Below are 24,984 nucleotides of genomic sequence, written 5' to 3' on the forward strand. Positions count from 1 at the left end.
CACTTGGCGCGGCACCCCATTGGAGCACGATGTGCATGCGTGATGACGCCAACGACGCCCCCCAAACCGTCACTGGGTCACCGATGTACGAATTCGACCCGAACGAGACCTATAAGGAAATCGTTTACCGCGACACCTGGAAGACGCATCGCCCCCCGGCCTATTTCGAATACCGGCAATTGTGGGATGAAGTTCCGCGTCTCAGGAAGGAGTTGGACTTTCCAATTCACCTGGACATCGAAACCACCAACATTTGCAACCTGAAATGCCCGATGTGCCCAAGGACGATGCTGATTGAGCGGGACGAGTTCTCGCCTCTTGGCATGATGACGCGCGACGAGTTCGCGTCGATCATTGACCAGGGCGTCGCCCATGGCGTCAAAAGCGTCAAGCTGAACTATCTGGGTGAACCCCTGGCCCACCAGGATGCGGTCTGGCAGGTGGCCTACGCCAAGCAAAAGGGCGTGTTGGATGTGATGATGAACACCAACGCCTCTCTGCTCCGCCCGGCCAAGGCGATTGAGCTTCTTGAGGCGGGACTGGACAATCTCTTCGTCTCCTTCGACGCAATTTCACCGGACTTGTTCGAGGATCGCCGCGTCGGGACGTCGATCGGCCGCGTCATCGACAATGTCTATGCCTTCGTCAAGGTTCGCAACGAACGCTTCCCCCATGTTCAGGTTCGCCTGTCCATGGTCATGTACGACGACCCGAAGTGGCGCGAGCAGTTCGAAGGCATGAAGATCATGTGGAAGCATCTGGTCGATGCCATCGGCTATGGCTTTTACACCGAGCGCGACCCAGACGCCCAAGGCGATTTCCCGGAGGTGCCCGGCTTCTGGTGTGCACAGCCGTTCCAACGCATGTTCCTGAAGTACAACGGCAATGTGACGATCTGCTGTGTCGATGACAAGGACGAGACCGTCGTCGGAAATTGGCGGGAACATCCCTTGGCGACGATCTGGAACGGTGACGCTTACCGCTCGATCCGGCGCCTGCACGCCGAAGGCCACTATTACGACATGCCCATGTGCCGCAAATGCTACCTGCCCGCCAACGGCTGACCTGATACCCGATCCCCAATCCGCAAGCCCTGCAACCGGTGACCGACACGATGAAAAAGACTTATGTAATCGCCGAGATGGCTTGGTCGCACGACGGCCAAGTCGGGCTCGCGTGCGATATCGTCCGCGGTGCGGCGGCGGCCGGCGCGAACGCCATCAGCATCCACATCACCCACCTGCCCGATTACATGGTGCGCCATTACCGCACCGGCCCTGGGCGCGTCTCTGCCGGGCACGATCAGAAGCCCATCTACACCTACCTTGAGGACATCAACCTCTCCTTCGACGATTGGCGGCAGGTTGCGGCGACCGCGCGCGAGGTGGGCATCGACCTTCTGGTGATGCCGAACGATGCCGCCAGCCTGGCGTTCGCCCGAGGCTTGGAACCGCAGGCCTACGTCCTGTCGGCTGCCGCCTTCGAGGAGCACGGCTTCATTCAGGAGATCGCCCGCGCCGGCAAGCCGATGTACCTGCGCATCGGCGGAGCCACCCTGGGGGAGATCGAGACTGTTGTCGGCCTCGTGCGCGGCGTTGTCGGGGACGAGGCCGCCATCACCCTGCTGTACGGGCATCAAGATTATCCGACGCGGGTCGAGGACAACAACGTGCGGGTCGTCGCCGCGTTGCGCGACACCTTTGGGCTTCCAGTCGGGCTTGCCGATCACCTCGATGCCGACGACCCCTTCGCGTTGGTCATGCCGCTTCTCGCCCTGCCGCTTGGCGCGACCTGCATCGAGAAACACATCACCCATGACCGCTCGCGGCGTGGCGAAGATTTCGAATCCGCCCTGTCCCCGGACGAATTCACCCGGTTCGTCGATCTGATCCGCAAGGCGGAACAGGCCCTGGGACAGGGAAGCCTGCTTGGCCTCGCCCAGCGCTCGGTCGCGTACCGCCAGAATTCCCGCAAGCGCCTCGTCGCCGCCCGCGACCTGCGTGCGGGCGAGTTGATCGACGAGACTGCGGTAATCGCCAAACGCTCGGACGAGGGCGCCTCCCCCGCGCATCAATCCTATTTCATCGGAGCCCACGCCCGTACCGACATCCGGTGCGACGAAGGGCTGACCTTCGATCTGGTCACGCGGAGCGCGCAATGAGGATCGGCACGATCCTCTCGGCCCGCAACAAGGCAAATCGCCTGCCCGGCAAGGCGCTGCTGCCCTACGCGGGGCAGCCACTGACCGGCTTCATGTTGCGGCGCCTGAGCTCGGTGCCGGGGACCGAAGGAGTGCTGCTGGCAACCTCCACGGACCCCCGTGATACGACCCTTTGCGATGTGGCCACCGAACTGGGGTTTCAGAGCTTTCGCGGCAGCCCCGACGACAAGCTGCTGCGCTACCGCGACGCCGCTCGCGCCCAGGGTTGGGACTATCTGATCGTCGTCGATGGCGACGACCCCTTTGTTTCGGTCCGGCATCTGGGCGAGCTTGCCGCCTTTGCCCGATCGGAGTGTCCCGACTTGGCGGTGGTCGAAGGCCTGCCGCTCGGCGCGACCGGATTTCTGGTGGCCCTGACCGCGCTGGAGGCTATCTGTCGGGATCGGCCCGAGGCCGACACCGAGGTCTGGGGCCATCTGTTCCGCCGTGATCCGGCATACCGCTGCATCGACCTGAACGAGTCGGACCCGCGCTGGCACCATCCGGATTGGCGGCTGACGCTCGACTATCCGGAGGATTACCAGCTGCATCAGAAGATCATGCACGGGCTTGAGGCGCGCGGGCTTTCCGCGGATTTCGAGAACGTCATGGCCTTCCTCGCCGACAACATGGCGCTTCTCGACATCAACCGGCATGTACAGGCCGCCTACGAAGCCGGCCTGGCGCGCGCGCGCGCGGCAGCGCTTTCTCCCGCCGCTGGAGGGCAATCGTGAAAATTCTCATCGTCGGCCTTGGCTCGATGGGCAAGCGGCGCATCCGGTGCCTGCACCGGCTGGGCATAACCACCGTGATCGGCTACGACCCCCGTCCCGACCGGAGGGCGGAGGTGGAAGCAACCTACAAAATCGAATGCCTGGACGATTGGGAGAAGGCGTCCGCGGTCGACGTCGGCGCCTGGATCATCTCCACGCCGCCGGACACCCACGTCGACTATGCCCTTCAGGCGGTGGATCGGGGGATTCCGTTTTTCACCGAAGCCAACGTCACCGATCCTCGGATGCCGGAACTGATCCGGCGGCTGGACGAAACCGGGTTGGTCGGCGTGCCTTCCTGCACCATGGTGCACTTCGCCGGCGTGAGGGAACTGCGCCGCTTGATTGGCGAGGGCGCCATCGGCCGGCCGTTGGCGTTCACCTATCAGAGCGGCCAATATCTTCCCGACTGGCACCCGTGGGAAAGCTACAAGGATTTCTACGTCTCCAAACGCGAGACGGGAGCGTGTCGCGAGATCGTTCCGTTCGAGCTGATCTGGTTGGTCGATCTGTTCGGCCCAGTTAATGCGGTGTCGTGCATGAAGGGGAAGTTGGGCGACCTGGACTGCGATATCGACGACGTCTATCAGCTGCTGCTGCGGTTCGGGACGGGGATGATCGGACACCTCATGATCGATGTGGTTGCCCGCCCGGCGGTGCGCCTGATCCGGATCAACGGCACCGAAGGCACCCTGGAATGGGACCACACCGCGAATACGGTGCGCCTCTTCCGGGCCGAGGCAGGCGCGTGGTCCGTCATCGACCTGGGGGCTGGCACGGTGGAGGACGGCTACATCCACCCGGAAGAGCCCTACATCCGGGAGATGGACGATTTCCTCGCCGCCATTCGCAGGGAGCGGCCGTGGCCCCATGGCTTCCGCGATGACGAAGCGGTGCTGGACCTTCTGGTCCGGGCGGAGGACAGCGACCGAAAGGGGCTGCCATGCTAGACGACGACGTCCACCCCACGCCCCACCTGCCCCAGGATGTCATTCCCGGCGGCGGCCACACCTACAGCAAGGGCGACGACCAGTTTCCCGCGAACGCCCCCAGGTTTTTGGAGCGGGGCGAAGGGGCGATCGTCTGGGACGACCAGGGCCGAAGCTATCTCGACTGGACCATGGGGCTCAGGACGATGTCGCTGGGCTATGGCAACGCGGATGTGATCGAGGCTGCCATCGAACAGATCCGTCTGGGATCGAATTTCGGCCGCCCGTCTCGCGTGGAATCCGACGCGGCAGCCGATCTGCTGAACCTTCTACCCCACGCCGAGATGGTGAAGTTCGCGAAGAACGGGTCCACCGCAACGACCGCCGCGGTGAAACTGGCCCGCGCCTACACCGGACGCGATCTGGTGGCCCTGTGCAGCGATCACCCGTTCTTTTCGTACGATGACTGGTTCATCGGCACGACCGCCTGCGATGCCGGCGTTCCAGAAGCGATCAAGCGCCTGTCGCTGACATTCCGCTACAACGACCTGGACAGTGTCCGTCGCCTTTTCGACGCCCATCCGGGACAGATCGCGGCGCTGATCATGGAGGCGGCGACCAGCGAGCCGCCGCGGGATGGGTTCCTGCAAGGAGTCCAGGATCTGTGCCGCCGCAACGGAACCGTGTTCATCCTGGATGAGATGATCACCGGCTTCCGCTGGCACTTGAACGGGGCGCAGGCTTATTACGGCCTCGCGCCGGACCTCAGCACCTTTGGAAAGGGAATTGCCAACGGCTTTTCGGTTTCGGCCCTCGTCGGCCGCCGGGACATCATGGAATTGGGTGGTCTGCGCAGCAGCCAGCCGCGCGTTTTTCTCGTCTCGACCACGCATGGCGCGGAAAATCACGCGCTGGCCGCCATGCGAGCCACACTCCGCGTGTTCAGCCGTGAGCCCGTCATCGAGCATCTCTGGAACATCGGTGGCGCGCTGATCGAAGGGTTGAACGCGGCTGCGGCGGATGTCGGCATCGCCGCACACTTCCAGGCGGCCGGTTACCCATGCAGTCCGGTGTATGCCTGCCGCGACAGCGAGGGTGCTGTTTCCCTGCCGTTGCGCACCTTGTTTTTGCAGGAGATGGCCCGTCGAGGAATTCTGTGCAATTACTTGGCGCCCAGTTACGCCCACACGGCAGCCGATGTCGTCCGGACCGTGGACGCCGCACGGGATGCTTTCATCATTCTCTCGCGCGCGCTCGACGCCGGTTGGCAAAGTCTGCTCGAAGGGGTACCCATCAAGCCCGTCTTCCGCCAATTCAACTGATCTCTGACTGGAGTTCCGCCATGTCGACCCAACCGCAGGACACGTCCGGAACCGATACGGCCGCCGTTATCGATTACGACGCGTGGCGGAAGCGCATCCGGGAGTCCACCTTTTCCAACTACCACAAGGAAATGGGACGGGCGATCCAGCGCGAGGGCAACCTGGAGGCGGCGGCGGCGGCGTACCGGCGGGCGCTGGAAATCAGCCCCGACTGCGCCGGCGCCGCCCACGGATTGATCAAGACGCTGAATGGGTTGGGAAAGGCGGCAGAAGCGGCTGCGGTGGATGCCGAGATGCGCGCCCGCAATCCCGCATACACCGCCGAGGCGCTGCTGGAAGAGGGCGAATCCCTGCTGGAGCGTCGTGAGATCGGTGCGGCCATCGAACTGTTCAATCAGGCATTGTCCGGCGATCCGCGCTTGGCCCACCGCGTCGCGGACGCCCTGCGAAGCGCGGCAAAGCTGGTGGTTGGAACACATGGCCAGCCGGAAGGGCTAAGCTTTATCCAGCGCGCGCTCGCGCTGTTGCCCACGTCCGGCGACTTGCAGGGGAGCCAGGCGGACCTTCTGATCGCGATGAAGCGTCTGCCCGAAGCCGAGGCGGCATGCAGCCGGACCGACCGTCTGGGTGTCGAGGACATCGCGAGCCAGGGCGGCAGATCGCTCAACTTCGCGGATCTGCTGATGAGGAACAACCGACTGACGGATGCGATCGGAGTTCTGGAGAAGGCTTGCGCGTTTCTGCCGAAAGACGCACCGCTTCACAATCGGCTCGGCTTCGCATACATGCTGCGGGGAGAATACGGAAAGGCCGAGGAGGCCCTTGCGAAGGCAATCGCCAGCAATCCGCAATTCTTCATCGCCAAAGCCAACCTTGCCACTTTGCACCTTGTCGCCGGCCGCGCGGTCGAGGCAATCGGAATCCAGCAGGATGTCTGCCGGAACAGCCCGAACGACGCCGCGCAGCTCTCCGTTCTGGGGCTCATGCAGCTTTCCGCCGGACAGCATGACCTCGCCCTCGACACGTTGCGCCGCGCGCTGGCGCTGGCGCCGCAGGATCAGTGGTGCATGACCAACGTCGGCCTTGCCCTTCAGGTGACCGGCGATGCGCTGGAGTCTGTCAGACTTCACAGCAGTGCGCTGGCAAAGGCCGAGGACAGCTGGACGGCCACGAATCTCGGCCTCGCTCTGGAGGCCCTGGGGCGGGAACAGGAAGCGGTCGAGGCTTTCCAGAGGGCTTCGCGGAACACGCCGACGCTGCTGCACTATCAGGCCAAGCTGCGCCCTTGGGCATACGAGCGCCTCGTCGCGCGCTTCACCGCCATCGGCGTCGATTTTTCACGATGATGGTGCGCGAGACCGAAGCCGCCGAGCGGAACGCCCGGACCATCGGGGACAGAATCGCGCGGCTTTACGCGGCTGATGCCGGCGGACCTTGGCTGACGCTTCTGTTCGGCAATCGGGCGACGGTTTCGCTGACCTATAGGGACTTCATCGACGGCGCGCAAGGCGTGGCCGGGCTGTTGTCGGGCCTCGGGGTCGGACGGGCCGACCGCGTGGTCGTCATCCTCGACCACACGGAAGAACTCTACACCGCCTATGCGGGCGCTTTGCTCATCGGGGCAGTCCCTTCCTTCTACGCTCCGCCCTCTCCCAAATTCTCCACGGCCAGGTTCCTTGAAACGGTCGGGGCTCTTATAGACATCGCGGCGCCGCGCGCCATCGTCACCACTCCGGAGATCGCGGAGCTTCTCAAGCCCCTATGCCGCGAAGACGTCCTGATCGTTTCCGCCCCGTCGCTCGTCGACGCGGGGGCGGTCCCCTTTAAAGGCGGGCCTGCGGGCATCGACCCGGACACCGCTTCATTTCTTCAGTTTTCGTCCGGCACCACGGGCCTGCGCAAGGGAATCGCGATTTCCCATCGGCAACTGCTTTGGCAGGTCGATGCTTACGCGGCGGAGATTGGCCTTGGGCCGGACGACCGCATCGCCAGCTGGTTGCCGCTCTATCACGACATGGGGCTGCTCACCGCATTCTTCATGCCGCTGCTGACCGGCTGTCCCGTCGTGGCGATGTCCCCTTTTGAATGGGTCCGCCACCCCTTCAGGCTGTTGCAGGCCATCGACGCCTGCCGATGCTCGCTCTGCTGGCTGCCAAACTTCGCCTATCATGTGCTGGCACGGGCCGCACAGGACGATCTTGTTTCGCAACTCGATCTGTCCTGTGTCCGGGGCCTCGTGAATTGCTCCGAGCCTGTGACCCAGAGCGCCCACGAGGCCCTCCTCGAGCGCTTGCGTCCGGCCGCCCTTGATGGCGGTGTCTTCGCAACCAGCTACGCGATGGCGGAAAACACCTTTGCGGTCACGTCCGGTGGGTTCGCCGGCGGCCTGTGCATCGAGCGGGTTGACCGCCAAGTCATCGCCACCCGTGGCCAAGCTCTGCCCGTCGATGAAACCGCCCCCAACGCGCGAGTCATCGTCGGATCGGGGCGCTCCCTGGCGAACACCGAAATCCGTATCCTCGACGAGACCGGGGGGACTCTTCCGGACCGCGTTGTCGGCGAGATCGCCTTGCGGTCCCCCTGCCTGTTCTCCGGCTATCTCGGCAAAGCAGAGGCTCCCGCCGCCCGCTTTGTGGATGGGTTTTACCGCACGGGCGACCAGGGCTACATGGTCGATGGGCAACTCTTCGTGATCGGCCGGATCAGCGACACGATCATTCTCAGGGGCAAAAACCTCTTTCCAGAAGACATTGAGGCAGCGGCCGGCAGCGTCCCGGAGGTCATTCCCGGACGTTGCGCCGCCTTCGGAGTCTTCGACGAGGCGACCGGCACTGACCGGCTGGTCGTCGTCGTGGAAAGCAACAGCCCGACACCTCAGCCGGTGATGCGTAAGGTGCATGCCGTGATCGGCGAGGTGCTCGACCTGACCCCCGACGAGGTGTGTGTGGTTCCGCCTGGATGGCTGCAAAAATCCACATCCGGCAAGCTCTCGCGCTCCGCAAACCGCCGGAAGTATCTGTCGGCCAGGACTCTTGACGCGCCCGCTCCCGCCGATGACGGGAAAAGCCCGACTTCCCACCCGAATGACACAAGTGGTGATCTGTTGTCGGTCACCCGCGCGTGCGTGCACAAGGTGGTTCGACAGCGGTCATGCTTCGCCGATGCGGTGATTGGCGACGACGAGCCGCTGATCGCGTCCGGCCTCCTTGATTCCTTCCAGCTTGCGATGCTGGTTGTTGAACTGGAAAAGCAATTCGGCATCCGAATTCCAACCGCCGCTTTGGCCGACCTGGAAAGCTTTTCCACCATCCGCGCGACGGCGGACCTGTGCCGGTTCCTTCCACATGCGGAAGCGAACGACAAGAGCGACGTCCGGCTGACGGACATTCACAGTTCAATCGCCCGCAATCTCGTGGCGAAGCTGAATACGCGCCGTTACGATCTCCTGCCGCAGATGCGGGATTATGACCGCGTCGGCATCGTCAACGGCCCAACGGGCCGGAGAGTTCAGGCGAACCTGCGCATGGACTGCGTTTCGACCGACGGGTCCGGATTCCGCACCGCCTTTTGGGGCGGAGCACGAAGGGGATTTCAGGACTTCCTCGGACACAATGGCGCGCGGGCGCTCATCGCCGGGAACAGCACCCCGTTCGGCGTTGGGGCCTCGTCGGACGAAGCGGCGGTGCACAACGTGTTGAACCGCGCCATCCCGGACGAGGGGCCGCGCTGGTACAACGTCAGCGTCCGGGCATCGCTGTTCCCGGATGAACAGGTTGTGGTCATGGAGGTGGCGCCGCGCGATCTGGACATCGTCGTGTTCGTCAGCGGGCTGAACGACGCATCCTATCTGGCGGCGGACGTGATCCGTGAAACCGGCCGCACGGGGGCTTTCCCTTATGAGGAATACGCCCCGCGGCATCAGGCGCGGGTGGACGGCATCCGACAGCAGATGCTCGACCTCCTCGCGCATTTCGGCGACCATCGGCCGCGAATCCTTTACGCCCTGCAGCCGAACGCCTTTTGGATCGACAAGCCATACGCGCCTGAGGAAAAGGAAATTCTCTCCCTCTACGCAGCGGATACCGATCTGCTCGCCAAGGTTCTTCGCTCAACCTTCTTCCGGAAGGTCCAGAACGACCATGCGCGCGCGCTGCGGGATGCCTGCCTTTCCATTGGCGTCGATTTCATCGACACGAACACCGAAGAGGAGTTCGCATCGCCGGATTGGCTGTTCGCCGACGCGGCTCATCTAACGGACAAAGGCCAGCAAGCCCTCGCCCGTGTGATCCTTCGTTGGCTGAACGGAGCCGCCGCAAACCACAGCGGCGTGCCGCAGCGCAGACGGGTTGCCGTCGCGTGAGCGGGAGTGGAAGCGGATTGATGCGGATCGTGATCTTCGGGGCCGGCGGCCACGCCAAAGTCGTTTGCGATGTCATCGAGGCGTTCGGCGGCTTTACCGTGGCCGGCTTCGTGACACCCGACCCCGAAGCGGCGACCTATCTGGGCTATCCTCTCCATCGCGAGGAGACCTTCCTGCGGACTGGGCCAGCCATCGACGCTGCGGCAATTGCCATCGGGGACAACGCGGTGCGTTGGCGCGTCGCCGCCCAGATCCGCACAGCCCTGCCGAAGATTGCATTCCCCGCCTTGGTTCATCCAACGGCGGTCATTTCCTCCCGTGCCATTCTCAGTGAGGGTTCGATCGTCATGGCCCGCGCCGTGGTGAACGCCGCAGCCTTGGTGGGCCGCTTTGCCATCGTCAACACCGGAGCGATTCTGGAGCATGACAGTCGATTGGGCGATGGCGCCCACCTGGCACCCGGTTCGGTCGTCGGGGGCGCGGGCCAGATCGGCGATGGCTGCCTCGTCGGCATCGGCGCCACTGTCCGTCCGGGTGTCCGCATGGCAGCCGGCAGCGTTCTTGGCGCGGGAGCGGTCGCGGTTTCGCATCTGGAAGAAATGGCTGTGTTTGTCGGTGTCCCCGCGGTTCGCATGAAACAACGGAACCAAACGCGCACGATTGCGCCCGAAGATTGACAGTTCAGAGCCTTCATCCGCCGCCAATGACAACCTCAAACAGACGGCTTGCACGCAATATGGCAACGCTCTCCGACAAAGCCGCCGCAACCGAAGACTCTCCCGGCGGCATGCCGCAAAGGTCACTGGAAACACCGGACTTCCTTCTCGCACCGTTTCAGGATGGAGACATCTCCGACGAATACGTGGCTTGGATGAACGACCCTGAAGTCGTCCAGTACACCGATTCCCGCTATGTTCAACAGACACGCGAAACCATTGGAGCTTTCCTGCGCTCCTTCGACGGCCGGAATGCCATGATTTGGCGCATCATCCACAAGCCGGACGGGGTGTACATCGGCAATTGCCTGCTGCGGGTGAACTGGCTGCACAAAGTGGCGGAACTCGGCGGTATGGTGGGAGACCGGCGGTATTGGGGAAAGCCGGTGATCGCCCAGACCTTCGAACGCCTGATCCGCCACGCCTTCCAGGACCTGGGAATGGAAAAGGTGACGGGAGGCACGCGCTCTTGCAACTACCCGGCTGTCTACAACCTGCATCGGATCGGCATGACTCTGGAAGCGGAATTGCGGCGCCATGCCGTTCAGGATGGACGTCGCGTGGACATTGCCCTGTTCGCGCTGTTCCGCGAGGATTGGGAAGCCCGCCAATCGGCGTAGCCGAACGCCCCGACGGTGCCGAACGTCACGCCTTGAAAGGACAAACAACGAAATGAAGACGAGAGTTATCGCGGTCGTCGCCAAAGTCATGGATGTTCCGCTGGACCAGTTGGACGAAACCTCGTCTCCCGACAGCGTGGAGAACTGGGATTCCGTAAAACACATGGCCCTGATCATGGCCATGGAGGAGGAGTTCGGGATTCAGATGACGGACTCGCAGATCATCAAGCTCTGGAACGTCGCCAGCATCTGTGAAGCCGTCGGCCAATCCCTCCCCCAGATGACGGATTGACGCGAAGCAACGGTATCAAGCGGTTGCCTCGACGATATCTACGCCATTCGGGAGCGTGCTCGATGTCCTTCAATCACACAGACGCATTCCTTTCGCACATCAAAAAGGAAGCGCCTGCCTTCGCCAAGCAGATCAGTGATACCGCGGATCGCAATCCGGGCCTGTTCGGGGAACTGGCGGAACCGATGCTGGCGTGGGCATGCAAGGCAATCGGTCCACAATGGCTTGAGACATTGACCCGAGGCTACACCACCTTCGTCGTCGGCGTTAACCGCAGCCAAGCCGAGTACGAACGCGACCGCCGCTACAAGCACTCGTCCTATGCCGAGGTGCATTCGCAAACCTACGCCGACCCCCGGTTCATGAACGACTATCACTGGGGCGTCTACGTCACGACCTTTGCGTGGGAACACCATCTTCACATCTACGAATTTTATCGCGACCAATTCCTCGGACGACTGCGCCGTTCCGCCTCGGCGGGAAAGATCATCGACCTTGGATGCGGTTCCGGCATTTGGTCCATGCTGGCGCTCGCACGATTGGAAAGCTGGAAATCAACCCTGGTCGATATCAGCCCGACAACGTTGGCCCTGACACGGCGCACCGTGCAATGCACCGGCCTCGCGGATCGGGTGGATGCGCATCAGGCCGACGCGATGAGCTTTCGGGACGGGGCACCATACGACGCCGGTATTTCATGCTTCCTGTTGGAGCACCTGGAATCTCCCGGCCAACTTCTCGCGAGCCTCGCCAAATCTTTGGGCGAACGTCGTTTTGCCTTCGTTACGGCGGCGCTCACCGCGGCGGAAATCGATCATATCTTCGAGTTCCGCCGGGAGAGCGAGGTCGTGGCTTTGGCCGAGCAGGCCGGTTTCCGGGTCGTGGCTATGTTCTCCAGCGCCCCCCGGTCCGTCGCACCATCGGCCACCTTCCTTCCGCGATCAATTGCGCTGGTGTTGGAGAAGCGCGTCGGAGAGTTCTGGTAGGCGATCAGGCCGCCGGCTGTGTCTCGATAACATGCACCGCGATGTGATCGGCCTTGGCGCCGGCCATTGGACCGAGGCGGTGGCGGTACCGGCGTTCGGTGCCGTCGCCGGCGGCCTCGGGCGTCATTCCCAGCCGGTCGAAGAAGTCTTGGACTTGGACGTTCTTCGCGGTTGGCCGGTAAACGGCCGTCAGGTCAAGACAGCCCCTGGCTTTCGCCTCGTCGATGACAACCGGCCAAAGCGCGAACTCAATGCCGCGCCCGATCACGCGGCAACTCATGAAGAAGCTCTCGACGTCCGCGACAGCATCCGTGTAACGGATGACCGCAACGCCGGTCAGACCATAGTCGCCATGCCGGTCGGTCACCCGGAACACATACACGTCGCTATCGCCCGCTTCCATGAGCGCTGCGATCTCTCCATGTGTGTAGCGGCGCGTCGTCACGTTGAACTGGTTGGATTTCTGAGACAGGTCGGCAGCCCGGAGCGCGGTGGCCGGATCGTTGCGGCTGACGGTCACGGCGATGCCAAGCGACGCCAGATAGTCGTCGTGGCTGGCAAACCGCTGCCGTTCCACTTCGGATTTGGCAAGTAGCCTGTACTGGGCGGTCTTATCCGCGCTCTCGTCCCCGACGCCGCCCGCAATGAAAAGGTTTTTCAGCTGTGCGGCGACCATTGGATACTGATAGGTCTCGGCCGGGACCTGGATTGTCTTTACCATGGGCAGTCGAGCCGCGACTTCCTCACACTCGACCGCCGAATCGTCCAGAAAGACAAAACTGTCGAGCCCGAGGTTCAGTGCCTCCGCGAGATCCCGCAAATTATCGACTTTCGAACTCCAGTTCACGGCCTTGCGGATGATATGTTCATCGCGCAGCACCTGGTTTGGGTGATGGCTTAGAACGGCGTCCACGTCAGCGGGATTGTTCTTGGAGCACAGGCACAAAAGCACACCGGAACGCCCAAGCGCCAGAAAGGCATGCTGCATCGCCCAGAACACGTTTCCAGGATAGTCATGCGGGTCCAGTTTTATGCCGTCGATACCATCCTCGCCGACAATCCCGCCCCAAAGCGTGTTGTCGCAGTCCAGAACGAGGACTTTCCGGTAATAACTCCCGCCCCCACGGCTGCACAGCAGCACCTGCTCCGCCAGACGATCCAGAAAAGCGGCTTTGTACGGCGCTTTGGAACGATAATAGAAGCGCGGATCGAAAGCGTTTTTCCAACCGAATTCCTCGACGATGGCGCCGGGAGACAGCAGCGTCACGTTGGCAAACCGCGCGGCTATCTCGGACAGCCCGTCGTTGAACCGCGCCAGCACGCGATCGAGCGACCGGTTCACATGCGCAATTCCAGGCGGGCCAAGCCGGTGCAGGGTCGGTAGAAAGACCCTCCTCATCGGGCGGGCGGCGTCCAGCACCAGGCACAATTCATCAAGGAAACGCTGACGCACCTCCTCCAGAGCATCAGGCTCCAGCGTGGGAACCCGCGCCTCCAGCGACGGCATCAGGTTGTCGAACAGGAAAAGCGCCAGCAGATGTTCGACGCCGGCGTCCAAAAACCGCCGCACGTCGGCCACGGGCGTTGCATAGTCGCCCATGACAACGCGTGGCACCAGACCATGCAGATAAACATGCTTTTTCAGCATCGGCGCCAGCAGATCGACCGACGCGTTTGCCGAAACGCCGATGGAGAACACGTCGCCCACCGCCTTGGCGCCGCCACCGAACTGGCGATCCAGCCGGTTGACCAGTTGGATCAGTTCGGCCAATCCCAGATCAGCCGTGCGCAGACGGGCCAGGGTGTCAGCCTGGAGGTCGTCGCTGGTGGCGGCATCGCTCATGGTCATGCGTCCAAACGTCCTCAATGGGTCACGGCGCCCTTCTACACCGGGGCGGTCAGGGGATGCGGAAGCTTTCTTCGGTCACCGGATTGATGGCCCGGTTGCGCAACGTGTCAGGGTGAATGGCGACCACCAGATTGCGCCGCATCCCGTTGCGCACGACCGTGCCACGGTGAACCGTCAGAGTGTCGAAGAACACGACGTCACCTGGCTTGCCGACACCGGAAAAAGCCCGATCGCCATAGCGCTCCATCACCGCCTGAGTGGCGTAGGTCTCGGGCTCCCCACCCTTGAGCCAAGCGTGGAAGGTGTCCGTGAGAAGGTCTTCCATCATGTGGCTGCCGGGGACGATACCGATCGGGCCGGATTCCGGAGTGACGTCGTTCAACAGCACCATCACCTTGAACTGGTCCCGGATCGCGTCGACGTGCCACTGCTGGTCCGCCTCGCCCGGCTCCAACCCTTCGGCCAGCGTGTAGAGCGACCGCACATTGGAACGGTAATAACGGGCTGCGACTTCTAGAAACAGGGGGTTGGTCATCACCGAATCGATTTCCTCGATCCCTGTCGAGCGCCCCTCGTAGTCGAAATAGATCCGCCGACGCCCATTGTAATTCACCGATCCGCCCCGGAACTCGGAACCGGAAACAGGCCCAGGCAACCGCAAGGTGCCGGCCGGCGCGCCGGCAAAGGCATCCTGGTGCGCGACCACCAGATCATCGACCAGAGCCTGGGCACGGGACAGAAAAGGCTGACCGGCCATCAGGCCCGGCCACACGGCGAAACCATCCCTTCGCAGGTCGTTCACCGTGCGGTCGATCAGAAGCGTCGGTGCCATTGACGGGTCCAGATAGGTCTGCTCCCGCTTCGTCCGCTCGCGGCTGACCACGCTGGACACCATGAAATAGGCCTCGAACAAGGCCACGTCCTCGCAAAGAAGCCGGCGAACCTCCCGTCGCAGATCCACCGGCAGCCCTTGCAGCACCGCCCACAACAGGAACTTGGCTCCGAGAACGCGGTCGCCCGCCAGCGCAAGGTGGCGACCGTAGGCAAAGCAGGCATCGGCCGCTCCACCGGTGGCTGCCAAGCGCTCGTACAGGGCAGCCCCCTCCGCGTCGCGGGGGCGAAGGGCGGCATCATCGAGCGAGCCATCGAGGGGGGGCAAGCGCATGGGGCTGCCCGGCCGCAGCAGGAACTGCCGCATGTCGCCGGCCCGCATTTCCGCCAGTTCGCGGCGCAGAAGATCGGCCTCATCAGCCCTAGCCTCAGCCGCCCGGCATCGGTGGACCAGCCGCTCGAAGGAGAGGTTTTCCAGCGTGTCGGAGCGGTATTTTGGCACGTCCGTATCGGCGGTGGCGATGATCCGGTCGAACAGCCGCTCCGCATCGTCAAGCGGGCGGAAGAAATCTGGACCGACGCCCTGCTCGCGGAATCGGTGCAGCGCCTCTGTCAACCAAGGCACCAGGAAGGTGCCATCGTAAAGGCGGTCCGCTGGAATGTAGTAGTGAGTCAGAAGCCAGTGCAGAAGCGCATCCTTGCGCTCGTCCCACGGTTGCCGCGCGACGGCATCGAGGTCATCCACCGACTGAGTGTCCGCGATCGCAGTCAGGTGGCTGTCACCGATGGCGCAGACTTTCTTCCGCCAGAGCAGCGCCAGAAGCGCCGCGCCGGTGTTGGCCGCGATGATCCCATCGGCAATGTCAAACAGGAAATGGGTCGAACAGGAAACGTTCCAAGCGGACGGGATATGGATGAAGTTTGGATAGTGCTGCTGAAAATACTCAACCAACTCGTCGGTCATGATCGGCGAAGCACGCGGATGCTCCGTGACGATGATGCCGATCTTGGAATCAACCCGATCCAGAATACGGACCAAGTGATCGAAGAAGGCGCGATAGCGCAACTTACTGTCGAAGCTGTAGGCGTGTTCGGAGTGGGTCGGCACAATCCAGACGCTGTCGAAGCGGGACCGAATGTCCGACTTCAACGACGCGAAGGGGGACTTCGGGATCAGAATCTCGTCCAGGAAGAACCGGCGCAGCTTGGCGATTCCGGCCGATGCGGCTTCGGTCAACGGGCGGTCCAGCAACGTCGCGACGAACCGGCGCGGAAAGGAGTGCCGCATCACCCCGCAAGGGTCGAGGTAAAGATTGCAGGGGAAGGGAGCCTGGGCGAACATCCCGACTTCCTTGTGCAGCACCAATGCACCGGGAAAAGCCCTGGCAAGGAACGGAGCGGGAGAAAAGGTGAAGATCACCTCCGGCTCGAAACCGTCGAGGCTGGACCGGACGGCATTCGCCATGGTCTCAAGTTCCGCTTCGGTGTAGGCACCGTCGTACCACCGGGCGCTGGTGGTGCGGGCGTCCGCATCGAATGGCGTGCGCAACGTATCGCGATCAATCACGCGGAGCATGTCCGTCGGCAGCCGCACCGGCGCGGTGCCGAATTCCGGCAACTCCACCACCAGCAACTCCACCACCAAGCCGGCCTGGGCCTTTGCCGCGAGATGGTCGTTCGTCAACAGGCGGAATCGGTTCGGCCAAGCCGAGCGGTCCGGCTCGAGCGCCTGCATCAACGCGATGGAGGACATAACCCACCAGTGCCGCAGATTCGGCATTCCCCATTCGATCAGAGGCTCGACATACATCAGCGCCCGCATCTTACGCGATCCTTCCATCGTGAACTCGCAGCCAGTTCCGCCGGCCCGTCACCAAACCTCACGCATCAAGGAGAAAGCCTCCGCATACCCCACCCCTGCCTGGGCTCCACGGTACCGGGCAAGGGCTCGAATGGCGCTCTCCTCACGAGGGAAGGGGAACGGCTGCATTTCGCCTGTGTAGATCGACATCAATTCCACCTTGCGGTCGATCTCCGCCGAGATATCGACAAAGGTGGTCGGCTGAAACGGCAAAGAGACACCTAAGGCAGGTGCCTGTTCGGTCTCGGAAAGAGTTTCATAAGTCAGGACGCGGTGGACGGGCCGGCGCAGCCGAAACGTCTTCAACGCCGCCATGCAGGCCTGGAAAGCGACCCGATGATCGGAATGGGCGTCGCCGCCGTGGTTCATGTAGATCACATCCGGAGACAGGTCGGCAACGGCACCGGCGACGCCGCGAATCAGGTCGCCTTCGGGCACCCGGTCGAGAGCCGCGGCGGGAAACCCCAGCCGCACCACGCGGGCAAAGCCGAACGCCTCCTCGATCCGCTTCATCTGCGCGGCCCGGATCGCTGACATTTCGGCGGTGACCAGCGGTTCCCCGGCCTGGGTCACGATCAACCAAAACAATGTGTCCCCATTCTTCCGGTGGCGCAGCAGGGTTCCACCGCAACCCAAGCTCTCATCGTCGGGGTGAGTGGCGATGCAAAGGACGTTCATCGCAGGCTCCGGCCAAGGCAGGCGCCCGCTTCCGGCGCGGACGACTGGTCCCAATCCTGGTCCCAATCCCAATCGAGGATCCCCAAGGCACCATCCCCCGTGCGCACGAGCAGCCGCCCCCCATCGACGGACAGAATGGTTCCCGGCGCTTCGCTTCCAACCGCCAGACAAGAGGCCGGCGCCGCCTTCCACACACGCAGCAGGCGGTCGTCCAGCCATGTGTGCGCACCGACATAAGGGCGCGTCAGGGCACGAATAAGGTTGTGGCAGGTCCGGCTTGGTGCATCCCACCGGATTTCGCCGTCCTCCTTCGTCCGGCGGCGCCAGACGGTTGCGCGCGTGTGGTCCTGCGGCCGGTAGCGCACGGTTCCATCGGCGAAGCGGGGCACCAGTTCGGTGATGGCTTTGGCCGCCAGCGCCTCGATCCGTGCATAAAGAACGGCCGCGTCGTCGTCATCACCCACAGGAAACGCCTGCTGCCAGACGATGTCGCCGGTGTCCGTTCCTTCGTCGATCCGGAAGAAGGTCAGCCCCCCTTCCTTCAGCCCTTCCACCAGCGTCCAAATCAGTGGGTGCCGCCCACGACCGTGCGGCAGAAGGGACGGATGCGTTCCAATAACCCCAAGCGGCGGAATGGCCAACAACTCCGCCGGCAGCAGTTGTGACAGGCCGCAGACGAACACGACATCCGGTTTCAGCGCCGCGACGGCGTCCAACGTTTCGGGAGCGCGAACGCTGTCGAAAGGAATGCCATGGAGCCCCCGTATCCGTGCCTCCGCCGGCATGTCGACATAGTCGCTGTTGATCGTCGCGGCCGAGGGGCGAGGCCCAGCCACACCGACCACATTGGCCCCCACCGCCAGCATGCTGTCCAAGCAGTGGCGGGTAAAGGCGACCGCGCCGATCAGGACGATTCTCATCCGCATGCCTCCAGGTCATGGAACCGTTTCATCACCAGTTCCTGGCCCAGGGACACGGAACGCAAAACCTCGACGATGCGCGGGGCGGCCGTCCCCCTCCCATATGGGTTGACCTGATCCGCCAGAGATTCGCGGAACTCAGGCGACAATGCCTTTCGGATCGCTTCGCGGATGGTCTCGGCGTCCGCCGGGACGTGGATCACGTTGCCGCCCGCCACGCGGCCCCGCTGCCGATCGCCGATGTTCACCACCGGCAGGCGGAAGCTCGCCGCTTCGATGATTCCACTTGAGGAATTGCCGACCATGGCCCCGGCGATCGCCATGACCGAGAAATAAGCCTGGCTTCCCAGGCTTTCGGTGAAGACGACATTCGCCCGGCCGGCGGCGAATCGCCCTATCCGTTCGATGATGCGGCTCGCCCTCGTGTCGGCATTGGGATAGGTGATGATGATGGGCTGGTCGAACGTTTCCAGCGCGTCGAGCAGAACACCGACTTCCGCGTCGGCCTGCTCGGCGGCGAGCGTCAGCGGATGGTGCGTGACCAGCAACGGCGGCGTATCGAGCGATATCCCCAGACGCGCGGACAAAGCCGCCCGGTCCAGGCGTTCCAACTGCGACATGAGGTCGATCGCCGGCGCACCAACGGTGAAGACACGGTCGGGCGCCTCGCCCAACTGGATCACCCGGCGCCGGTATTCCTCCGTCGCGACGAAGTGCAGATGGCACATCTTCGTGAGGGAATGACGAATTGCATCGTCGATCAACCCTTCCGTCAGTTCACCGCCGTGAATGTGCGCCAGCGGCATGGCGTAGGGCAGCGCGGCGATGGCCGCCGCGAACATTTCGTAACGATCACCCAACAGCAGGAGGATGTCGGGGCGGACCCTGCCGAATTCTTCGGAAAAGGCCGTGACTCCCTGCCCCATGGACTTGCCGATGCCTTCCGGCGAATCGTCGTCGCACAGCGTCGGCAGACGAGCCGCGATGGTAAATCCATCCGCTTCGATGTCCCGAACCGTCAATCCATAGGCGGGCGAGAGGTGCATGCCGCAGACAATCAGCCGGAGCTGCAAATCCGGGCTGGACAGGATATGACGCAGAACCGGCCGGTAGATCCCGTAGTCGGCACGCGATCCCGTGACGACGCCGATTGTTTTCATGCGAGATCGTCCTCGGTAAAGGGCATGCCCTCGGCCACGTCGCGGCGCAACGCCTTTCCAACCGTGCGGCCCGCGAGTGCGGGCGCAAGGCCCGTCCCCGGCCGCCGCACCACGATGTCGCCCGGTTCCAGGCGGTGGCCGGCGGGAAGATCCCGCGATGCCGCCAGACTTTTGCGGACGGCGGCGCGGTTGCGCAGCTCCGCTTCGGCCGGCCTTTTGATGCCATCGCCCAGCGCCGCCTCGACAGTCCGAATCCCCCGCACCAAGGCAGCCAGAGCCTTGGGCTCCAGCGAGGCGGCGTGGTCCGGACCGGGCAGGCCGCAGTCCAGGGTCACATGTTTTTCGATCACCACCGCACCCAAGGCTACGGCCGCCAAGGCGCACTCGATCCCCAGCGTGTGGTCCGAAAAGCCGACCGGCACGCCGAAGGCCGATGCCATGCTTGCCATGGCGCGGAGATTGGCGTCCTCGGGACGGGCCGGGTAATCCGTGGTGCATTGAAGGACGGTGAGGTCGCTCGTCCCCGCCCGCCGCACCGTGTTCACGGCCTCGGCAACCTCCTCCAGGTCGGCCATGCCGGTAGACAACAGCATGGGCAATCCGGTGCGCGCCAGATGCTCAAGAAACGGCAGGTTGACGACCTCGCCGGATGGGACCTTGATGCGCCGGATTCCAATGGACAGGAGGAAGTCGGCGCTTTCCTCATCGAACGGTGTCGAAAGGAACTCGATGCCCCGGTGGGCGCAGTGCGCCTGAAGGGCCAGATGCGCCTCCGCCGTCAGTTCCAGCCTGCGCAGCATGTCGCGTTGGCTTTCCGCACCGTCGGTTGTCGCCCGCTGGTAGTCGGCCTTGGGAGCGGACCCGCTGGCCAGCCGATCCGCACGAAAGGTCTGGAACTTGACGATGTCGGCTCCGGCATCGGCTGCAACATCGACCAGCCGGTGCGCCAACTCCAGGTCGCCGTTGTGGTTCACGCCAGCTTCAGCGATGACAAGCACGAATGACGTCACGGCATTTCCCCCAGGGCCTTTGCCGTCAGCAATTGCGGACTGCTTGGGATGTTGACGATGCGCGGCCCCAGCCGCACCGCCTCAGGCACGCCGCGCGCCGCCATGGGGGCATTCCGATACATGTTCAACTGAGGCAGAAGTCTCCAACAGGGCCTGCACTGGAAGCCGCGGGCGTTCCCGAGTTCCAGCATCGCATCGCGGTCGGCAAGCTTCTCGAACAGCAGCGCGTTCAGCCAATAATTGCTGCGCGTGCCGGGTGGTTCATGCAAAAGGCTGACGCCGGCGATGCCGTCCAGGGCTTCGGCGTAGAGCTGGTGCAGATGCCGCTTGCGGCGGATGCGTTCGTCGAGCCCTTCGACCTGAGCCAGCCCCAATGCGGCGTTCAGGTTGGGAAGGCGATAGTTGAAGCCAACCTCGTCGTGGTCGAATTCCCACCCCGCCGAGACCCGAGCGGTCGTCGTGAGGTGCTTGAGGCGGGTGGCCAGTTCGCGGTCGGTGGTAACCACCATTCCGCCTCCGCCGCTGGTCACCGTCTTGTTGCCGTTGAAGCTGAATGTTGCGGCGCGCGCCAGGGTGCCACAGGGCTGCCCATGATGGACACTGCCCAGGGCCTCCGCCGCGTCCTCGATAAGGTCCAATCCATGACGGACGCAGAGCGCGGCAAGGCGGTCCATGGCCGCCGGGCTGCCGAAGATGTGCACGGCGACCACGCCGGCGATCCTGGCGCCGGTTTCCTTATGGACGAGGCGATTGCCTTCCGGACGGCAATCCTTTTCCAGGAAATCAGCCAGGGCGTCCGGGCAAAGCCCCAGGCTTTGGGGCTCGACATCGAGAAAGACGGGCTGCGCCCCGGCATGCGCGACGGCGTTGGCCGTAGCGACGAAGCTGATGGCGGGGCAAACAACGACGTCTCCCGGCCCGACCCCCAGCGCGTGCAGCAGCACATGAAGCGCACAGGTGCCATTCACCACGGCAATGGCGTGCGCGCCCGCGCACCGTCGCTCCATTTCCCGCTCGAAGCGCTCGACGTAGGGACCGGCCGTGGAAACCCAGCCGCTATCAAGGCAATCAAGCACGTAGGAGTGCTCGTTCCCGTCGAAGGAGGGCTCATGCAACGCGATCGGCCCATCGTGACCGAGCCGCTCTCGCAGCACGCACTCCAACGCGGAGAGCACAGCCTCCACGCAGGTTCCTGCCGTCGCATCAAATGGCTGAAGTGAACGTGCCATCGCTGTAATCGCTGCAAGCTTGCCGATATTGATCGTGCGTGCCGATGTCGGCCCAATACTCATGGATGGGGAAGTGCCCGACGCGCACGCCCGCAGCCAGTTGCCGCGTGATGAGTTCGGGCATGTCGAGGCGTGTGCTCAACGCGATGCTGTCCAGGACTTGCGGAGACAACATGTATGCGCCGGTGCTGATCGTATAGCTGAAACGCGGCTTTTCCCGCAGGGCGATGACCCGGCCGTCGCCGACCTCCACGACCCCGAAAGGAATTTCGACGTCCTCGCGCCGGCTTGCCAGGGTGATCGAGTTTCCCTCGACGGCATGATACCGGGCGAATTCGGCCAGCGACATGTTGGTCAGCAGGTCGGCATTCATGACAAGGAAGGAGTCCGACGGCCGCTCCGGCAACAGCCCCAGCGCCCCCGCCGTGCCCAGAGGTTGTTCTTCCAGGAGAAAGTCTACCGCATCGCGGTAATGCGGCACCTTTTCCACGGCGCTGATGATATCGACCGGGCGGTAGAACAGGCTGATGTAAACGCGGTTGAATCCCTCGTTGAGGATCTGGTCCAGCACGATGAACAGAATCGAACGTCCACCGACCTCCAGAAGAGGCTTTGGCCGATTGTTGGTAAGCGGACGCAACCGGCTGCCAAGGCCACCCGCCATCACGACGGCGACCCGATCCCTATGGGGCACCTCGCGGACGAACTCCTTGAGGAACCGGATTGCCGTGACTCGCCCCCGCGCATCGAGCAGGGGGAGGGCATGGCAACTTTTCCCCCGCATGATCCCAAGGATCTCGTCCTCGTCCAGCGTATCGGGCGCGGTGATCGGCGAACGGACCATGATCGAACCAATCGGTTCGTCAAAGGAGATGCGCCGCAAAATGGCCGAACGGATGTCGTAGTCGGTCACCACTCCAAGCAAGCGCTTGTCGGCATCGGTGACCAGCAGGATCTTCTCCGCCGTTCGCGTCATGGCGTCTATGGCCGCGAACAGCGCCATGTCCGCTCCGACGCAAAGGCTGGCGACCAGAGCGGAGTTATGGGGGGCGGAGTTGTAGGGGACGGTGCCGTGGATCACGTCACGTATCGGTCGGCCTGCCGCGCCAGCCCGCCCGCCTCCTTGACAAACCAGTTGACCGTTTCCCGCAACCCGCGGCGAAACCCGTTCAGTTCCCCATATTGCGGCACCCATCCTGTCGAGCGGCGAATGCGATCCGTATCGGCGTACAGCCGCTCCACTTCGCTCGCCGCTGGGCGGACACGCGCGCTCGTCGTTTCAATATTCACGTCCACGTTCATGACGTTGGCGATTTCACGGGCGACGTCGCCGATTGAGATCTCGAAGCCGCTGCCGGCGTTCACGACGTCGCCGACCGTATGCGGGCTTTCCGCGACGGCGGCGAACGCTGCGGCGGTGTCCGTCACGAACGTGAAGTCGCGCGTCGGATGCAGCGCGCCCAACCGGATGCTCCGGTGTCCGGCCATGATCTGCGAGATGATGGTTGGGATCACCGCGCGCGCCGACTGCCGTGGCCCGAATGTGTTGAACGGCCGGATGACGGACACGGCCAAGCCGGTGCTGCGGGCGTAGGCCAATGCCATTTGATCGGCCGCAATCTTTGACGCGGCATAGGGCGACTGCGCATTGAGCGGATGCTCTTCCGTCATGGGGACGAACCGCGCGGTGCCGTAGACCTCACTCGTCGAGGTCTGCACGACACGCTTCACGCCGCAAGCCCGCGCCGCCTGCAGGACGTTCAACGTCCCGGTCACGTTCGTGTCGATGTAAGACTGAGGTGCCTGATAGGAGTAAGGAATGCCGATCAGCGCGGCCAAATGGAAAATGGTGTCGCAGTCGCGCACCGCCTCTGAAACGCAATTCAAATCGCGGACGTCGCCGAGCACACATTCGACGTTGCCGCGCACATCCGGGGCAAGCTCATCAAGCCATCCGAAGGAACCGCGCGAATTGTAATGGCAAAGCGCCCGAACCGTCCGTCCGGACCGGGCCAAATGCTCGACAAGGTGCGATCCGACGAAGCCGCCGGCTCCGGTTACAAGCACGGGCGCTTGAGCCGTCATTTCAGCTTCCATGCCGGACCCTGCTCCATCGGCGAAGCGGCCATACCATCTCGCCCCGAAAGCGCCTGCTCGCTTCCCCCCTCCTCACCGGACAAATCCACCCAATCGGCTGCGGAGAATTGGCGAAAGTCACGCCGCTGCAATGACTCGGGAAGGAAGGCGGGTTGGCTGTAGAAGATGATCTGCGATCCACTGCGGTCGAAGATGACGGGCACCTCTATCAGCTCATTCAAGGCCTTGCGAACGGCCGCCTGTCCACCCTCGGGCGTGAAGAACAGCATGAAACCGCCACCGCCAGCGCCAAGGAGCTTGCCTCCAATGGCGCCCGCGGCACGGGCGCGTGCGTAGATCTCGTCCACGAAGGGAGGTGCGACGGCAGAACTCAAGCTGCGCTTCAGCATCCAGGATTCGTGGAGCAAACGACCGAAATCATCGAGGTTTCCGTTGCCGGTGAGAATTGCCGTGCCCTCGTCCACAAAGCTCCGCAGGCCGGTCATCTCCTGCACTTTGTTGGGAATGGCCTTGATTTTCGAATCCGCCACCGCCGAGGCATAACGGACAATTCCTGTGAAGAACAGCAGCAGCCGTCCTTCAAGCGCCTTCAGCCGATCCCGGCTGATGGGAAGCGGGACGACGTTGAACGTTCCGTTTTGCTGAATGTCGATCCGGTTGAAGCCGCCGAACGCCGTCTGGATCTGATCCTGGACGCCGACGCTTTCACCAAGGAGTTCCTGCTCGACGAAGATTGCCTCCTCGGCCAGCCGTTCGCGCGTGACAAGGCGTTCTTGCAGTGAGTGCAGCACATGCAAGATGCCGACCGTGAACGCCGAACTGGAGCCGAGGCCGGAGCGCGCAGGCAAATCCCCCGCGTGATGGATCTCGATCCCTTTCGAAATGCCAAGAAATTCCAGCACGGCTCGCACGACGGGGTGGTTGATCTCCCCGTTGTTCATCACTTGTTCAATTTGCGACCACACGACCCGCGAACGATGTTCGAAGAAAGGGGGCAGAAACCGTCCGGTGATGTAGCAGTAATGCTGGATCGACGTGGAAAGGACCGCGCCACCATGTTCCCGGAACCAGACCGGATAATCGGTCCCGCCTCCAAAAAAGGAAATTCGGTATGGTGTGCGGCTGATGATCATCGGCTTCCGTCCTTGACT

General features: G+C 63.2%; 21 protein-coding genes. 11 read left to right on the plus strand and 10 right to left on the minus strand.

What is annotated here, in order from left to right; genetic code table 11:
• Positions 1-35 precede the first annotated feature (35 nt).
• The 11 genes from J2852_RS27705 (at position 36) to J2852_RS27755 (ending at position 12,198) form a co-directional block, all read left to right on the plus strand.
• Complete coding sequence (locus tag J2852_RS27705; RefSeq protein WP_209881944.1) at positions 36-1,064, plus strand: radical SAM/SPASM domain-containing protein; 1,029 nt, start codon at positions 36-38, stop codon at positions 1,062-1,064.
• Between the two features lie 50 nt (positions 1,065-1,114).
• Positions 1,115-2,161 (plus strand): N-acetylneuraminate synthase family protein, encoded by a 1,047-nt coding sequence (locus J2852_RS27710; RefSeq protein ID WP_209881946.1) that lies wholly within the window; start codon positions 1,115-1,117, stop codon positions 2,159-2,161.
• Positions 2,158-2,934, plus strand: coding sequence for a cytidylyltransferase domain-containing protein (locus J2852_RS27715; RefSeq protein WP_209881948.1), 777 nt, complete (start codon positions 2,158-2,160; stop codon positions 2,932-2,934). Before J2852_RS27710 ends, J2852_RS27715 begins: the two co-directional genes overlap by 4 nt.
• Entirely contained in the window at positions 2,931-3,923 is a 993-nt protein-coding gene (locus tag J2852_RS27720; RefSeq protein WP_209881950.1) for a Gfo/Idh/MocA family protein, read from the plus strand. The genes J2852_RS27715 and J2852_RS27720 overlap by 4 nt, the downstream gene beginning before the upstream one ends.
• A complete protein-coding gene (locus J2852_RS27725; protein ID WP_209881952.1) occupies positions 3,917-5,224 on the plus strand; it encodes a glutamate-1-semialdehyde 2,1-aminomutase in 1,308 nt (435 codons plus the stop codon). The genes J2852_RS27720 and J2852_RS27725 overlap by 7 nt, the downstream gene beginning before the upstream one ends.
• A gap of 20 nt (positions 5,225-5,244) precedes the next feature.
• Positions 5,245-6,570 (plus strand): tetratricopeptide repeat protein, encoded by a 1,326-nt coding sequence (locus J2852_RS27730; protein ID WP_209881954.1) that lies wholly within the window; start codon positions 5,245-5,247, stop codon positions 6,568-6,570.
• Positions 6,567-9,584 carry a non-ribosomal peptide synthetase gene (locus tag J2852_RS27735; protein ID WP_209881956.1) on the plus strand — a complete coding sequence of 1,006 codons (3,018 nt, stop codon included), beginning with the start codon at positions 6,567-6,569 and terminating at the stop codon, positions 9,582-9,584. Before J2852_RS27730 ends, J2852_RS27735 begins: the two co-directional genes overlap by 4 nt.
• A 20-nt stretch (positions 9,585-9,604) precedes the next feature.
• Positions 9,605-10,261 carry an acetyltransferase gene (locus tag J2852_RS27740; RefSeq protein WP_209881958.1) on the plus strand — a complete coding sequence of 219 codons (657 nt, stop codon included), beginning with the start codon at positions 9,605-9,607 and terminating at the stop codon, positions 10,259-10,261.
• 59 nt (positions 10,262-10,320) lie between these two features.
• On the plus strand, positions 10,321-10,920 hold the full coding sequence (locus J2852_RS27745; RefSeq protein WP_209881960.1) for a GNAT family N-acetyltransferase: 600 nt from the start codon (positions 10,321-10,323) through the stop codon (positions 10,918-10,920).
• A gap of 52 nt (positions 10,921-10,972) precedes the next feature.
• Positions 10,973-11,212 (plus strand): acyl carrier protein, encoded by a 240-nt coding sequence (locus tag J2852_RS27750; protein WP_209881962.1) that lies wholly within the window; start codon positions 10,973-10,975, stop codon positions 11,210-11,212.
• Between the two features lie 62 nt (positions 11,213-11,274).
• Entirely contained in the window at positions 11,275-12,198 is a 924-nt protein-coding gene (locus J2852_RS27755; protein ID WP_209881964.1) for a class I SAM-dependent methyltransferase, read from the plus strand.
• A gap of 4 nt (positions 12,199-12,202) precedes the next feature.
• On the opposite strand, the gene J2852_RS27760 is transcribed toward J2852_RS27755, so the two are convergent.
• From J2852_RS27760 to J2852_RS27805, 10 genes are read right to left on the minus strand one after another with little or no spacing between them, the layout of a single operon-like run.
• On the minus strand, positions 12,203-14,047 hold the full coding sequence (locus tag J2852_RS27760) for an HAD-IIIC family phosphatase (protein WP_209881966.1): 1,845 nt from the start codon (positions 14,045-14,047) through the stop codon (positions 12,203-12,205).
• Between the two features lie 49 nt (positions 14,048-14,096).
• Positions 14,097-16,700, minus strand: a complete 2,604-nt coding sequence (locus J2852_RS27765; protein WP_209881968.1) for a phytanoyl-CoA dioxygenase family protein — start codon at positions 16,698-16,700, stop codon at positions 14,097-14,099.
• A gap of 48 nt (positions 16,701-16,748) precedes the next feature.
• Positions 16,749-17,417 carry a PIG-L deacetylase family protein gene (locus tag J2852_RS27770; RefSeq protein ID WP_209881970.1) on the minus strand — a complete coding sequence of 223 codons (669 nt, stop codon included), beginning with the start codon at positions 17,415-17,417 and terminating at the stop codon, positions 16,749-16,751.
• Positions 17,414-18,337 (minus strand): methionyl-tRNA formyltransferase, encoded by a 924-nt coding sequence (locus J2852_RS27775; RefSeq protein ID WP_209881971.1) that lies wholly within the window; start codon positions 18,335-18,337, stop codon positions 17,414-17,416. Before J2852_RS27775 ends, J2852_RS27770 begins: the two co-directional genes overlap by 4 nt.
• Positions 18,334-19,497, minus strand: coding sequence for a UDP-N-acetylglucosamine 2-epimerase (neuC, locus tag J2852_RS27780; RefSeq protein ID WP_209881973.1), 1,164 nt, complete (start codon positions 19,495-19,497; stop codon positions 18,334-18,336). The genes J2852_RS27775 and neuC overlap by 4 nt, the downstream gene beginning before the upstream one ends.
• Entirely contained in the window at positions 19,494-20,507 is a 1,014-nt protein-coding gene (gene neuB, locus J2852_RS27785) for an N-acetylneuraminate synthase (protein ID WP_343206836.1), read from the minus strand. Before neuB ends, neuC begins: the two co-directional genes overlap by 4 nt.
• Positions 20,504-21,736 (minus strand): LegC family aminotransferase, encoded by a 1,233-nt coding sequence (locus J2852_RS27790; RefSeq protein WP_209881975.1) that lies wholly within the window; start codon positions 21,734-21,736, stop codon positions 20,504-20,506. The genes neuB and J2852_RS27790 overlap by 4 nt, the downstream gene beginning before the upstream one ends.
• Complete coding sequence (locus J2852_RS27795) at positions 21,711-22,931, minus strand: sugar phosphate nucleotidyltransferase (RefSeq protein WP_281418491.1); 1,221 nt, start codon at positions 22,929-22,931, stop codon at positions 21,711-21,713. Before J2852_RS27795 ends, J2852_RS27790 begins: the two co-directional genes overlap by 26 nt.
• A complete protein-coding gene (locus tag J2852_RS27800) occupies positions 22,814-23,833 on the minus strand; it encodes an NAD-dependent 4,6-dehydratase LegB (protein ID WP_246500035.1) in 1,020 nt (339 codons plus the stop codon). The genes J2852_RS27795 and J2852_RS27800 overlap by 118 nt, the downstream gene beginning before the upstream one ends.
• The gene (locus tag J2852_RS27805) at positions 23,818-24,966 is read right to left on the minus strand and encodes a GHMP family kinase ATP-binding protein (protein WP_209881978.1); all 1,149 of its coding nucleotides are present in this window, start codon (positions 24,964-24,966) and stop codon (positions 23,818-23,820) included. Before J2852_RS27805 ends, J2852_RS27800 begins: the two co-directional genes overlap by 16 nt.
• Positions 24,967-24,984 lie beyond the last annotated feature (18 nt).

The organism is Azospirillum soli (assembly GCF_017876165.1).
Classification (GTDB): Bacteria; Pseudomonadota; Alphaproteobacteria; order Azospirillales; family Azospirillaceae; genus Azospirillum; species Azospirillum soli.

Coding starts and splice junctions, on each gene's coding strand:
- J2852_RS27705 (WP_209881944.1), top strand. CDS start 36: ATGCGTGATGACGCCAACGACGCCCCCCAAACCGTCACTGGGTCACCG.
- J2852_RS27710 (WP_209881946.1), top strand. CDS start 1,115: ATGAAAAAGACTTATGTAATCGCCGAGATGGCTTGGTCGCACGACGGC.
- J2852_RS27715 (WP_209881948.1), top strand. CDS start 2,158: ATGAGGATCGGCACGATCCTCTCGGCCCGCAACAAGGCAAATCGCCTG.
- J2852_RS27725 (WP_209881952.1), top strand. CDS start 3,917: ATGCTAGACGACGACGTCCACCCCACGCCCCACCTGCCCCAGGATGTC.
- J2852_RS27730 (WP_209881954.1), top strand. CDS start 5,245: ATGTCGACCCAACCGCAGGACACGTCCGGAACCGATACGGCCGCCGTT.
- J2852_RS27735 (WP_209881956.1), top strand. CDS start 6,567: ATGATGGTGCGCGAGACCGAAGCCGCCGAGCGGAACGCCCGGACCATC.
- J2852_RS27740 (WP_209881958.1), top strand. CDS start 9,605: ATGCGGATCGTGATCTTCGGGGCCGGCGGCCACGCCAAAGTCGTTTGC.
- J2852_RS27745 (WP_209881960.1), top strand. CDS start 10,321: ATGGCAACGCTCTCCGACAAAGCCGCCGCAACCGAAGACTCTCCCGGC.
- J2852_RS27750 (WP_209881962.1), top strand. CDS start 10,973: ATGAAGACGAGAGTTATCGCGGTCGTCGCCAAAGTCATGGATGTTCCG.
- J2852_RS27755 (WP_209881964.1), top strand. CDS start 11,275: ATGTCCTTCAATCACACAGACGCATTCCTTTCGCACATCAAAAAGGAA.
- J2852_RS27760 (WP_209881966.1), bottom strand. CDS start 14,047: ATGACCATGAGCGATGCCGCCACCAGCGACGACCTCCAGGCTGACACC.
- J2852_RS27765 (WP_209881968.1), bottom strand. CDS start 16,700: ATGCGGGCGCTGATGTATGTCGAGCCTCTGATCGAATGGGGAATGCCG.
- J2852_RS27770 (WP_209881970.1), bottom strand. CDS start 17,417: ATGAACGTCCTTTGCATCGCCACTCACCCCGACGATGAGAGCTTGGGT.
- J2852_RS27775 (WP_209881971.1), bottom strand. CDS start 18,337: ATGAGAATCGTCCTGATCGGCGCGGTCGCCTTTACCCGCCACTGCTTG.
- neuC (WP_209881973.1), bottom strand. CDS start 19,497: ATGAAAACAATCGGCGTCGTCACGGGATCGCGTGCCGACTACGGGATC.
- J2852_RS27790 (WP_209881975.1), bottom strand. CDS start 21,736: ATGGCACGTTCACTTCAGCCATTTGATGCGACGGCAGGAACCTGCGTG.
- J2852_RS27795 (WP_281418491.1), bottom strand. CDS start 22,931: ATGGGTGCCGCAATATGGGGAACTGAACGGGTTTCGCCGCGGGTTGCG.
- J2852_RS27800 (WP_246500035.1), bottom strand. CDS start 23,833: ATGGAAGCTGAAATGACGGCTCAAGCGCCCGTGCTTGTAACCGGAGCC.
- J2852_RS27805 (WP_209881978.1), bottom strand. CDS start 24,966: ATGATCATCAGCCGCACACCATACCGAATTTCCTTTTTTGGAGGCGGG.